General features: G+C 36.2%; 12 protein-coding genes and 1 other annotated feature (1 of these 13 only partly in view). Of the genes, 9 read left to right on the plus strand and 3 right to left on the minus strand.

What is annotated here, in order from left to right; genetic code table 11:
• Positions 1-8: 8 nt before the first annotated feature.
• From FOT98_RS20530 to mnmL, 3 genes are all read right to left on the minus strand, one after another.
• Positions 9-842 carry an ABC transporter ATP-binding protein gene (locus FOT98_RS20530; protein WP_063262140.1) on the minus strand — a complete coding sequence of 278 codons (834 nt, stop codon included), beginning with the start codon at positions 840-842 and terminating at the stop codon, positions 9-11.
• Between the two features lie 197 nt (positions 843-1,039).
• Positions 1,040-1,612: a tRNA 5-(aminomethyl)-2-thiouridylate-methyltransferase MnmM gene (gene mnmM, locus FOT98_RS20540; RefSeq protein WP_063262139.1), complete on the minus strand. Its 573-nt coding sequence runs from the start codon at positions 1,610-1,612 to the stop codon at positions 1,040-1,042.
• Complete coding sequence (gene mnmL, locus FOT98_RS20545) at positions 1,609-2,568, minus strand: tRNA modification radical SAM protein MnmL/YtqA (RefSeq protein WP_063262138.1); 960 nt, start codon at positions 2,566-2,568, stop codon at positions 1,609-1,611. Before mnmL ends, mnmM begins: the two co-directional genes overlap by 4 nt.
• A gap of 111 nt (positions 2,569-2,679) precedes the next feature.
• On the opposite strand from mnmL, the gene FOT98_RS20550 reads away from it, so the two are divergent.
• The 9 genes from FOT98_RS20550 (at position 2,680) to FOT98_RS20595 (ending at position 11,375) form a co-directional block, all read left to right on the plus strand.
• Positions 2,680-2,943, plus strand: coding sequence for a YtzC family protein (locus FOT98_RS20550; RefSeq protein ID WP_061676783.1), 264 nt, complete (start codon positions 2,680-2,682; stop codon positions 2,941-2,943).
• A gap of 15 nt (positions 2,944-2,958) precedes the next feature.
• Complete coding sequence (locus FOT98_RS20555; RefSeq protein ID WP_001129344.1) at positions 2,959-3,108, plus strand: hypothetical protein; 150 nt, start codon at positions 2,959-2,961, stop codon at positions 3,106-3,108.
• A gap of 168 nt (positions 3,109-3,276) precedes the next feature.
• Entirely contained in the window at positions 3,277-4,299 is a 1,023-nt protein-coding gene (locus tag FOT98_RS20560; protein ID WP_063262137.1) for a DUF418 domain-containing protein, read from the plus strand.
• 336 nt (positions 4,300-4,635) lie between these two features.
• Positions 4,636-5,397, plus strand: coding sequence for an ABC transporter ATP-binding protein (locus FOT98_RS20565; RefSeq protein WP_063262136.1), 762 nt, complete (start codon positions 4,636-4,638; stop codon positions 5,395-5,397).
• A gap of 16 nt (positions 5,398-5,413) precedes the next feature.
• Entirely contained in the window at positions 5,414-7,273 is a 1,860-nt protein-coding gene (locus FOT98_RS20570; protein ID WP_063262135.1) for an FtsX-like permease family protein, read from the plus strand.
• A 347-nt stretch (positions 7,274-7,620) separates the two neighbouring features.
• On the plus strand, positions 7,621-8,187 hold the full coding sequence (locus tag FOT98_RS20580; protein WP_063262134.1) for a tyrosine-type recombinase/integrase: 567 nt from the start codon (positions 7,621-7,623) through the stop codon (positions 8,185-8,187).
• Between the two features lie 34 nt (positions 8,188-8,221).
• On the plus strand, positions 8,222-8,719 hold the full coding sequence (locus FOT98_RS20585) for a cation:proton antiporter regulatory subunit (RefSeq protein WP_063262133.1): 498 nt from the start codon (positions 8,222-8,224) through the stop codon (positions 8,717-8,719).
• Between the two features lie 3 nt (positions 8,720-8,722).
• Positions 8,723-9,946: a cation:proton antiporter gene (locus FOT98_RS20590; protein WP_063262132.1), complete on the plus strand. Its 1,224-nt coding sequence runs from the start codon at positions 8,723-8,725 to the stop codon at positions 9,944-9,946.
• Between the two features lie 235 nt (positions 9,947-10,181).
• Positions 10,182-11,375 (plus strand): MDR family MFS transporter, encoded by a 1,194-nt coding sequence (locus tag FOT98_RS20595; protein WP_063262131.1) that lies wholly within the window; start codon positions 10,182-10,184, stop codon positions 11,373-11,375.
• Between the two features lie 188 nt (positions 11,376-11,563).
• Positions 11,564-11,707, plus strand: a binding site (T-box leader); it runs 76 nt beyond the window's last position.

Consider the following 11,707-nt stretch of genomic DNA (forward strand, 5'->3'; position numbering starts at 1 on the left):
CTTTCGATTTAAAAGTTAGGTTGTAGCAGTGTGATAGATGCCTTTTTATGTAATAAAAACTGAAGCATTTCGTTTGTATATTCTTTTTTTATTTGTAATTGAATAAGGTTTTGATTTGAATTGTGTGTAACGTGTATAAATCCTAATTGTTTCCGTAGTTCTATCGCTGAAAATGTTTCATGAACGATTGCTTCAATATAGACTTGTTCTGCTGATTTTTGCACAGAGATATCTTCCGTGATTGTATGATTTGCTAACGTCACAATTCTATCGGCGAAGTTTTCTAGTAGTTGCTTTTCGTGACATGTGAAGAGTATAGATATTCCTTGTTGTTTTAATGAGAGTAAAATATGTTCTAGTTCTTGCTGAGAGTTAGGATCGAGCCCAGAAAGCGGTTCATCTAAAATTAATAAATGGACGTCCGTAAGCAATGCTTGCATAATGCCTGTTTTTTGTTTCATACCTTTTGAAAAGTTTCGTACAACGGAATGCCTTGCATGATGTAAATGAAAAGATTCAAGAAGCATCGGAATTTTATCTTTTAAATATTTTGTTGATAAACCGTGAATGTGGCCGAGATGATATAGATAAGCCTCTAATGTAAAACGAATCCCTTCAGGAAAATGTTCAGGTACATAACCGATTTGTATATGTTCTTTTCTTTGAAGTGTCCCTGTTGTAGGTGAAATAAATCCTGCAATTATTTTGAGTAGAGTACTTTTTCCAGTGCCGTTCCCGCCAATAATAGCGAGTGCCTCTCCTTCTGGAATGGATAAATCAATGTTGTCTAGTATAAGTGATTTGCCATACTTCTTTTGAATTCCCCTTAGTTCTACTAGCAAAGTTCTATCCTTCTTTCTTCAAATATTGTATACATCCATTATATAGGAGAATAAGAAAAAGACGTGCAATGAGTGCACGTCTTTTTTTGTTATGATTTGTCGATAAGTCGATATAGTGTGTCGAATCGTCGATATATCGAAAAAATCGTTGATATATCCGAAGTTACGATAGATATAATTGAAAAATCGTCGATATATTATCGTTTCTCAATCGCCACAATAAATGGCGGGTTATTTTGTTGGTTAATGAAGCCGTACCTTAGTACGTGAGCTTGTTTTTGATCGAGTTCTTCTGCAAATTTGAGAACAGCGTCGCGTTCTACTTGTCCTTCTGGGTGTCCGTGATAAATAACAAGGACGATGATACCTTCAGGTGCCATTACTTCTAGTAATTGTTCAATTGCCGAAATTGTTGAGTTCGGTTTTGTGACGATATGTTTGTCACCGCCAGGTAGGTAACCTAAGTTGAAGATAGCGCCTGTTACTTTTCCTTTTGCGTCTTCTGGTAGTACGGATAGAAGCATATCGTGACTGTCATGAACTAAAACAGTACGTTCAAAAAGCTCTTTTTCTTTTAAACGGATAGTTGAGCTTTCAATTGCGTCTTTTTGAATATCAAATCCAAATACTTTTCCGTTATCTCCAACGATTTCAGCTAGGAAGCAAGTGTCATGTCCATTTCCCAGTGTTGCATCTACAGCGTAATCGCCTTCTTTTACTGCCGTTTGCAGCAGTGTGCGAGCAAACGGTAATACACGTTCTAATTTCATTGTTGTTTCTCCTCATTTGCATATTTTCCTTGCCAGCTTCCGCGGCGTACAAATTCTGCATCGATGGAATTTAATACTTCCCATTTATTTAAGCTCCACATTGGACCAATCATTAAATCAGGTGGACCGTCACCTGTGATGCGGTGCACAATTACGTCTTCTGGAATGATTTCAAGTTGGTCAACAACGAGACTTACGTAATCTTCAAGAGATAGGAATTCTAATTGTCCTTTTTCATATTGCTTCACCATTGGCGTTCCTTTTAATAAATGAAGTAAATGAATTTTAATTCCTTGTACGTCAAGCTTCGCTACTTCACGAGCTGTTTCCATCATCATGTTGTAATCTTCAAGTGGAAGACCGTTAATAATATGAGAGCAAACTCTAATGCCGTGCTTGCGTAATTTATTCACGCCTTCCACATAAGACGGATAATCATGCGCACGATTAATAAGATTTGCAGTGCGCTCATGAACAGTTTGTAGTCCAAGTTCAACCCAAAGATATGTGCGTTTATTTAAGTCCGCTAAATATTCAACGACATCATCTGGCAAACAATCTGGACGAGTTGCGATAGAAAGACCGACAACGTCTTTTTCTGCTAGAAGCGGTTCGAATTTTTCTTTTAACACTTCAAGTGGTGCATGTGTATTTGTGTACGCTTGGAAATAAGCGATACATTTGCCATCTTTCCACTTCGAGCGCATTTTTTCTTTCATTTCATGATATTGCGTTATAACATCATCGCGGCGATCGCCAGCGAAGTCACCAGATCCGGCAGCACTGCAAAATGTACAACCGCCATAAGCAACTGTACCGTCACGGTTCGGGCAATCGAAGCCAGCATCTAATGAAACTTTAAAGATTTTTTCACCAAATTCATTTCGTAAATGGTAATTCCATGTATGATAACGTTTATTGTCGTTTGTATATGGAAAAGGGTTTTGAACCTTCATTACTTTCCCTCCTAAGCCGAGTCAAAATGAAACAAAATCCATTATAACATACTCATAAGGTAGAGATGGAAGGGACACACTAAAGGGGAATTGAAGCAAGGAGGGACAATTATGGCAGAGCGTCAATCACTTGAATCGTATATTACACAAGCGGAGCAAGCTGTGGAATATGCGAAAGAACAATTAGATCTTGGTATGAGACAAGAGCATTACAATACGTTGGAGTATGGAGATGCGCAGTTACAATTAGAACAAGCATATAACGATTTACAAACGATGCAACAACATGCGAATGATGAGCAACGTGAGCAATTAAATAGAGCACGCATGGCAATTCGCCAACTGCAACATCAAATGATTATTACACCGCACTAATAAGGAGTGAATGTAATGGCGAAACGTTCAGATCAAAATAATCCAGAGCAAAAAACGCAAAATGGACATAACGCTGAGTTTTCAAATGAGCTTGATCCGGTTGTGCAAGTGAAACAGCGTAATAGTAAAAAAGGACAACCGCAAAAATCAAAGCAATCAGAGTAAACCAGGTCGCAATATGACCTGGTTTTATTTTGTATCGCAAAAGTTCGATTAAAGCTTTATTTTACTATATGACAATAATGTAAGATTTCTGTAAGGTTTGCCGATAGTTGCAAGCTCATATTTCCAGTAGAGTAAGGGAGGATTAAATTTTGGACAAGGAGTTGCTTTATGGGGAACAATATAACAAACAAACGAATTGATGAGTTAGATTACATTCGTGGCTTCGCATTACTGGGGATTATTTTAGTAAATATTCTTGCACTACTGAATATTAAAGTGCCAGATCCTAATACAGTAGATGCTAGCTATCAAAGGTTTCTATACTTATTTGTAGAAGGTCGTTTCTTCTCGATTTTCTCATTCTTATTTGGAGTAGGATTCTATATCTTTATTACAAGAGCAATTGCAAAAGGGAAGAATGGATACGTTCTATTTCTACGCCGCGTAGTTGCACTATTTATTTTTGGTTTAATTCATCAAATGTTTCAGCCTGGGGAAGCATTAGCGTTATACGCAATTTGTGGATTAGTCGTTTTACCGTTTTATAAAGCGAAAAAAGAAGTGAATTTAGTAATTGGTCTTATCCTTACAATAGCTTTTAGTATTATGGCTTTTAAGGAACTATTACCATTAGGATTAATTTTATTAGGCCTTGCTGCAGGACAGTATAAACTATTTGAAAACCTTTCAGCGAAAATTAAACAAGTCGCTATTTTTACAGGCATTATGTTTGTTTTAAGTGTTGCAGCGTTATGGTATCAATATGGACACGTTCCTGCTGATCCATTTATAAATATGATAATCATGAATGAAGATGGAACGATAGATGCTGCAGGTCAATTTTTAAAGATTGGTGTTACAGTTGGACCAATTATTTCAGCATTTTATGTCGGAGCATTAATTTTATTACTTCAGCTAAAACTAGTTCAAACATTGTTAGCACCACTGAAATACTACGGGCGTATGGCTTTAACAAATTATATTGGACAAACTGCAATGATCTTAATTGCAGGTAGTGTATTTAACTTTGCAGGAAACTTAACATACATGCAGACGTTATATGTTTGTATCGTAATTTATGCAATTCAAATTGTTTTTAGTGTAATTTGGATGAAAATCTTTAAAATGGGTCCGCTAGAATGGATTTGGCGTGTTATTACGTATTGGACGGTAACACCTTTAAAGAAATAAAGAGAGAAGTGGGCTGTTCCTTTTGTGGAACAGTCTATTTTTATTGTCATCTTTTGTCGATAAGTCGATATATTTTGAAAATCGCTGATAAAAGTGGAAGAATCGCCGATATATTTTGGGAATCGCTGATAAAAGTGGAAGAATCGCCGATATATTTGAAAAATCGCTGATAAAATTTCATTTACCGATGAAGTTGATCAAAAAGAAAAAACGAACCTTACACGCCCACCTTTTTTATATTACAAAAGTGTAAGGTAAATGTAATGTTAACAAATAGCAGTTCACCCCCAAAAAGCGCAAAATAGGTAATGGAAAAACAAGCGTAGGAGGATATATATGACGAAACCAGTTGTAGACGTGAAAAACGTTCAAAAAGTGTATGGTAAAAAAGGTGAAAACCAATCACATGCGTTAAAAGGTGTTTCATTTTCAATTCAAGAGGGTGAGTTTGTTGGAATTATGGGACCATCTGGTTCTGGTAAAACGACATTATTAAATGTAATTTCAACGCTTGATAAAGCAACGGGCGGCGTTGTTGAAATTGCGGGTACGGATATTACGAAAATGAAACAAGGTGAGCTTTCTGATTTCCGTTCACAAAAATTAGGATTCATCTTCCAAGACTTTAACTTATTAGAGAACTTATCTATTTATGAGAACATTGCACTTCCACTTTCTCTTCAAGGTGTTCCATCACGAAATATTGGACCGAAAGTAGAAAAAGTAGCGGATATGTTAGGGATTACAGAAATTCTTCAAAAATATCCATCTGAAGTATCTGGTGGACAGAAGCAACGTTCAGCAGCAGCGCGCGCACTTGTGCATGAGCCAGCAATTATTTTAGGGGACGAGCCAACAGGAGCTCTTGATTCTAAAAATGCAACGAGTTTACTTAATGCGATGACAAACTTAAATAAAGATCAAGGCGTATCGATTATGATGGTTACGCATGATCCGTACAGTGCAAGTTACTGTCAACGTATTTTATTCATTCAAGATGGTGAGTTATATAAAGAAATTCATCGCGGTGGTACGCGTGAAGAGTTCTACAAAGAAATTTTAGATGTACTTGCAGATTTAGGTACACAAAAAGCGTAAGAAAGGAGGTTTTAGTATGTTATTTAAACTTTCCATGTCGGGGCTGAAAAGTAAGTTAAAAGATTATATCGTCTTACTGGTTGGTCTTGTCATGTCTATCTCAATTTTTTATATGTTCCAAACGTTAGCGCTGAATAAAGCGTTTATCGAATCTAATTCAGTTATTCAATCAATTGGATTCGTATTCCAAGCAGGTTCATTTTTACTAGCCATTATAACGTTCTTCTATATTTTATATGCGAACTCTTTCTTATTATCTCTTCGTCAAAAAGAGTTTGGCATGTATATGATGTTAGGAGCAAAAAAACATAAAGTTACATTGCTTATGTTTATTGAAACGATTGTATTAGGTGCTGCGTCTCTTGCGATTGGTATTACAGTTGGTGTAGGGCTTGCAGAAGGTATCGGACAGTTATTAATGAAACAGCTTGAATTTGCTGGTGAAGGGTATAAAGCATTTTATCTACCATCTATGACTGTTACTTGCATCTTCTTCTTTGCACTATTTGTATTATCAGCAATTATGAACAGTATTAAGTTATCACGTATTTCTGTATTGCAACTCGTACATGCAGATGCACAAACAGAGCGTGTTGCAGTAAAAGGAAAAATGACAGGTGTCGTTGCAATCCTTGCTGTTATTTTATTAGGAATTGGCTATGCATCGATGATTTACATGGAAAAACTAAGAGAAATAGGAATCCTTATTGCATTAGTTACAACAACAGCTGGTACTTACATGCTATTTGGTTCACTTCTCCCGGTTATTATTAAAAAGTTAAAGAGTAATAAAAAACGTAGTGAAAAAGGACTTAATGCTTTTACATTTGCACAATTAAACTTCCGTATTAATAGCTTAACGAAAGTACTTGCAACAGTGGCAATGTTAGTTGCGCTTGGAGCTGGCGCAATTTCAGGTGGTATGGCGTTTAAAAATAACGTTATAAAAATGGTTGATGGTTTAGTAATATATGATTCAGTTGTTCACAATCCAACAGCTGAGGAAAAGAAAATTTTAGATGGTATTACATTTAAAGAGAAAAATGAATATCGTTACAAAGTTGATAATAAATACGTTTATTATGTAAAAGAAGATTTAGAGAAAAATCCTCCTTTCATACAAGATACAAAACAGATGGAAAGTATGAAGGATTTAGGAAAAACAAAGAAAGTTTCAGAGGAACTACCGGTAGGTGCGGTTTCTAGAGAAATGAATGAAAAAGATGCGAACGCTAAAGAACTTCCAGAAGAATGGGACGAAGCTTTCAGAACAATTCAGCCATTTTATCTATATCAAGATCAGGCAATTAAAATTGTAGATCAGAAAATGTACGATACTGTAAATGGTAAAGAAGGAATCGTAGTTACTGGAAAAACAGATGATTTTGTAGCATACACAAAAGAATGGAAAAAACTTGACGAGTTGCAGCTAGTTAAATATAAAAATGTAAAAGCTGAACAGATGAATAGTAAATATCAATCTTACGATATGTTTTATGGGGTTGCGAGTGGAACAGTATTTATGGGATTCTTCCTTGGAATTGCGTTCTTAGCAATGATGGCAAGCTGTTTAATGTTTAAAATTCTTTCTGGTGCATCAAAAGATATTACGCGTTATCAAATGCTTCGTAAAATCGGTGTGCGCCGTGAGTTATTAACGAAATCAATTTATAAAGAGTTATTCTTAGTATTCTTATTCCCAGCAATTGTGGGTATCGCTCACGTATTAGTTGGTATGAATATTTTCGGATTTATTTTAATAGATCCTTACTTCCGTATTTGGTTACCAATCGTAATTTTCGTAGTTATTTATGCGATTTATTACTTCATTACAGTTCAATTGTATAAAGGAATTGTTCTTCCGAAAGAAGATTAATAGGTAAAAGGCCGAGTGAAAGTACTCGGCTTTTTGTATTTTCAGAAAAAACACTTTAATGTTACTGAAATATATAATATAATGTAGATAAGTAACATAATATGTGAGTATCAGCAACCGAAAAACGAAAGGAGGAATCCGATCTGTAGAAAGAAGCTGAACTTGTATCCCCTATTTTTCTACCCACACCGTATTTGTACAATCACAAATTTCCAAATGAAAAATTGTCAGACCTAAGTCGTATATTGTGAAAATAATGGATAATACATGGAAATCTCATAGCGTGATAAGGTAAAATGAACAGGATAATGAGAAAATTACCGTTCATAAGATGAGGAGATACATGTATGGAAGTTGTAGAGGCATTAAAAGATATAAGCCAAATTGAGGCTATGAAAAAGTATTTAAAAGAGCACTCGCAGCGAGATTATCTTTTATTTGTTATTGGAATTAACACGGGATTAAAGATTACTGAACTACTTAGCATGAAATTTGAAGAGGTATTAAATGAAGATAGAACTGTTAAAGAGTTCTACTCTCTTCCTGTGAAAGATGAAAAATTCAAACAAGATATTTATTTAAATACAAAAGTAAAAGAAGCACTTTTAGAGTATGTACAATCTATTGATGCTCAAAGAGAAAACTACGTATTTCAATCTAATAAAACGACCAATTCAATCTCACGCCAACAAGCGTATCGCGTTATTCATAGCGCAGCTGAAGCGGTTGGAATTGTTGGGAAGATTGGAACGAATTCAATGCGAAAAACATTTGGATATCACGCGTACAAAAGAGGAATAGCGATTGCGCTATTGCAAAAGCATTTTCATCACGCAACTCCATCAGAAACACTCAAGTACTTAGGAATCTCAAAAGATGAAAAGTTTAAGACAGAGATTGATGTAGATTTGTAAAAGCCGTAACTAAAAAATTTAGGAGGCGGAAAATATGAATATTAGAGAAAGTGAACTTCCGGGTATTGGTTGTAAGTTTGAAGTAATTACAAAAGGTAATGAAAAAATGGTTATCGTGATTCATGATGATGGCCGGAGAGAAATGTATCATTTTGATGCGGATCATGATGAGAGTATTTCAAGCATTTCTCTTCGTGATTCTGAAGCGAGACAAATTGCAGCTATATTAGGCGGAATGGTATATAGACCGCAAGCGTTAGACACAATTGAGATGGCTTTTGAAGGATTATCAATTGAATGGTTTAAGGTGGAGAATAAGGCACCGGTAGTACAGCAAACAATTGGTAGCTTACATGTCAGAAAAACATATAACGTAACGATTATTGCTATTTTGAAAAAGAATATGAAGAAATTCTTTAATCCAGGTCCAGACTCTATTATTGAAGCTGGCGATATGCTCGTGTTGTCGGGCGCGAGACATGAAGTGAAAAGAATTATTAATGAATTGCTTTCAGCAGGAGGTGATTCTTAATCGATGGATACTTTAATCTTTGAAGTTGGAACTGCGTTAGTATTAGTAGCTTTTGCAGCTATCCTCGCTGCGAAGTTAAAGTTCTCGATTATTCCGTTTCTCATTATACTCGGTATGTTAGTGGGGCCTCATGCCCCAGATTTAGGACTTATCGATTTAAGGTTTATTGAAAGCGGAGAAGTTATTTCCTTCCTCGGCCGTGTTGGCGTCATATTCCTCCTATTCTATTTAGGCTTAGAATTCTCAATAAAAAAATTAATTAAATCAGGAAAGTCGATTGCTTTCGGGGGGACTGTCCACATATCGCTTAATTTCATATTAGGCTTGCTTTATGGATATGTGATGGGCTTCCCCTTATTAGAAACATTAATTATTGCTGGAATCATTACAATTTCATCGAGTGCAATTGTTGCAAAAGTAATTGTTGATTTAAGAAGATCTGGTAATAAAGAGACTGAATTAATATTAGGGATCATTATGTTTGATGATATTTTTTTAGCTGTATATTTATCAGTCGTTTCAGGGTTAGTACTTGGGGGCGCAACATCATTTGTAGGTGCTCTTACATCGGTATTAATCGCAGTAGGATATATGCTACTATTCTTTGTAGTCGCTAGAAAAGCTACGCCGTTTCTAAATAAAATATTAGATATTTCGTCAAATGAAATTTTTATTATCGTAATATTCGCTATTTTATTCTTTGTAGCAGGATTTTCAGAAACGATTCATGTTGCTGAGGCGATTGGAGCATTATTGTTAGGACTCGTCTTTTCTGAAACAGAGCATAGCGATCGGATTGAGCATCTCGTCGTCCCGTTTCGTGATTTCTTTGGAGCTATATTCTTTTTCAGCTTCGGTTTAAGTATAGATCCGTTTTCACTTGGAGGAGCAGTGTGGTTGGCGTTAGGAGCAGTTTTTATTACACTTATCGGGAATTTTACAGCTGGAATGATTGCGGGACGTAAAGCCGGGTTATCGCATAAGGCTTCTACGAATATCGGTTTAACACTCGTATCACGCGGAGAGTTCTCCATTATTGTAGCCAATATCGGCATTGCGGGTGGCTTAATGGCAGCGATTAAACCGTTCTCTGCACTGTACGTTTTAATATTAGCATCGTTAGGTCCGTTATTAACGAAAGAGTCTGGGAGAATATACTCTCTATTAGATAAGATATTTAAATGGAGTGCGAAAGAACGTGCGAAACGAGAAAAAGAAGTTGGATAGTTATAAAAAGGGGAGACTGTATGAACTTCATGCAGTCTCCCCTTTTTATATATTGTTACTGCTGTCGTTTTTTTCGGTAAGTCGATATATTTTTAAGTGGTAATTAATATAATTTCATTTACCGATGTGCTGTTATCTGAATTTCATCAACTATTAATCAGTTGCCTTCCTATTTAAAAACGACTACAATTTTACTGTTATAGATGAACGAAAAAATAGAATAGGAGGGGAGACTATGCCAAGGAAAGTATGGCTATTAGTAGCTGGGATGATTATTAATGTCACGGGTGCTTCTTTTTTATGGCCTTTTAATACAATTTATTTGCATGATCACCTAGGGAAATCTTTATCTGTGGCCGGAATGGTATTAATGATCAACTCGCTTACTGGTGTAATCGGAAACTTGCTCGGCGGTGTTTTATTTGATAAATGGGGCGGTTATAAATCAACTTTAGTAGGGATTGTTATTACACTCGTATCGATTTTAGGTCTTGTGTTCTTCCACGGTTGGCCGTTATATGTTGTGTGGCTAGCCTTAATCGGTTTTGGTTCTGGAATGGTCTTCCCATCGATGTATGCGATGGTTGGTACGGTTTGGCCAGAGGGCGGAAGACGAGCATTTAATGCGATGTATGTTGGACAAAACGTTGGTATTGCGATCGGAACAGCATGTGGTGGATTAGTTGCATCGTATCGTTTTGATTATATTTTCTTAGCGAACTTTATTTTATACTTTGTTTTCTTCTTAATTGCTTTTATCGGATTCCGTGGTATGGAAGACAAAAAAGAGCCGGGCGTACAAAAAGAAGTCGAAACGAAAAAAGGCTGGTCGCTTACACCTGGATTCAAAGCACTTCTTATCGTATGTGTAGCATATGCTTTATGCTGGGTTACATATGTACAGTGGCAAGGAGCGATTGCGACTCATATGCGGGAATTAAATATTAGCCTTCGTCATTATAGTTTATTATGGACGATAAACGGAGCGATGATCGTTTGTGCGCAGCCACTTGTTAGTATGTTAATTCGCTGGATGAAGCGTTCTTTAAAACAACAAATTATGATTGGGATCGTCATTTTTGCGGCGTCATTCATTGTGTTAAGTCAGGCGCAGCAATTTACGATGTTCCTCGTTGCGATGGTAACATTAACGATTGGTGAGTTATTTGTATGGCCAGCAGTTCCGACCATTGCAAATATACTTGCACCAAAAGATAAACTTGGGTTTTATCAGGGCGTTGTAAATAGCGCGGCGACTGTAGGGAAAATGTTCGGACCAGTCGTTGGCGGAGCGATTGTTGATTTATACAATATGGAAGTATTGTTTATAGCAATCATGGTAATGCTTGTAGTAGCGCTTATAGCAACGAGCATGTATGATAAACGAGTAAAAGTAGAAGAAACAGTTGAAGAAAAAATTGCAGTTTAGTTTGACGGAACATGTAACATGTTTTAGAATATATTTAAATAAAACAACCTTTAGAACAAGGGAGATAGCTCGGCTGTCCTAAGACGAATTCGTTAGTGATTAACAGTAACGATTAACCGAGAAGCCTTCGCTTTAAGTAAGCTCTTTAGAGATACGAAGTGGTGGGTAGTTCACATTAACTCATATTTGTAATAACAGTGAGAAGGAGTAGTAGTAATAGAAGCTGGTTTAGAGAGTTGACGGTCGGTGCAAGTCAATCCACGTTTCGTTATGAACTCGCCTTTGAGTTGCAGTTGTGAAACTATTAGTAGCAATTGCCGTTAATCCACGTT

The sequence above is a fragment of the Bacillus sp. HY001 genome (genome assembly GCF_007558965.1).
GTDB classification, from domain to species: Bacteria; Bacillota; Bacilli; order Bacillales; family Bacillaceae_G; genus Bacillus_A; species Bacillus_A mobilis.

What these genes read in the sequence shown, in the direction of transcription:
- FOT98_RS20565 (WP_063262136.1), top strand. Translation starts at nt 4,636, where the DNA reads ATGACGAAACCAGTTGTAGACGTGAAAAACGTTCAAAAAGTGTATGGT.
- FOT98_RS20580 (WP_063262134.1), top strand. Translation starts at nt 7,621, where the DNA reads ATGGAAGTTGTAGAGGCATTAAAAGATATAAGCCAAATTGAGGCTATG.
- FOT98_RS20590 (WP_063262132.1), top strand. Translation starts at nt 8,723, where the DNA reads ATGGATACTTTAATCTTTGAAGTTGGAACTGCGTTAGTATTAGTAGCT.
- mnmL (WP_063262138.1), bottom strand. Translation starts at nt 2,568, where the DNA reads ATGAAGGTTCAAAACCCTTTTCCATATACAAACGACAATAAACGTTAT.
- FOT98_RS20555 (WP_001129344.1), top strand. Translation starts at nt 2,959, where the DNA reads ATGGCGAAACGTTCAGATCAAAATAATCCAGAGCAAAAAACGCAAAAT.
- mnmM (WP_063262139.1), bottom strand. Translation starts at nt 1,612, where the DNA reads ATGAAATTAGAACGTGTATTACCGTTTGCTCGCACACTGCTGCAAACG.
- FOT98_RS20595 (WP_063262131.1), top strand. Translation starts at nt 10,182, where the DNA reads ATGCCAAGGAAAGTATGGCTATTAGTAGCTGGGATGATTATTAATGTC.
- FOT98_RS20570 (WP_063262135.1), top strand. Translation starts at nt 5,414, where the DNA reads ATGTTATTTAAACTTTCCATGTCGGGGCTGAAAAGTAAGTTAAAAGAT.
- FOT98_RS20550 (WP_061676783.1), top strand. Translation starts at nt 2,680, where the DNA reads ATGGCAGAGCGTCAATCACTTGAATCGTATATTACACAAGCGGAGCAA.
- FOT98_RS20560 (WP_063262137.1), top strand. Translation starts at nt 3,277, where the DNA reads ATGGGGAACAATATAACAAACAAACGAATTGATGAGTTAGATTACATT.
- FOT98_RS20585 (WP_063262133.1), top strand. Translation starts at nt 8,222, where the DNA reads ATGAATATTAGAGAAAGTGAACTTCCGGGTATTGGTTGTAAGTTTGAA.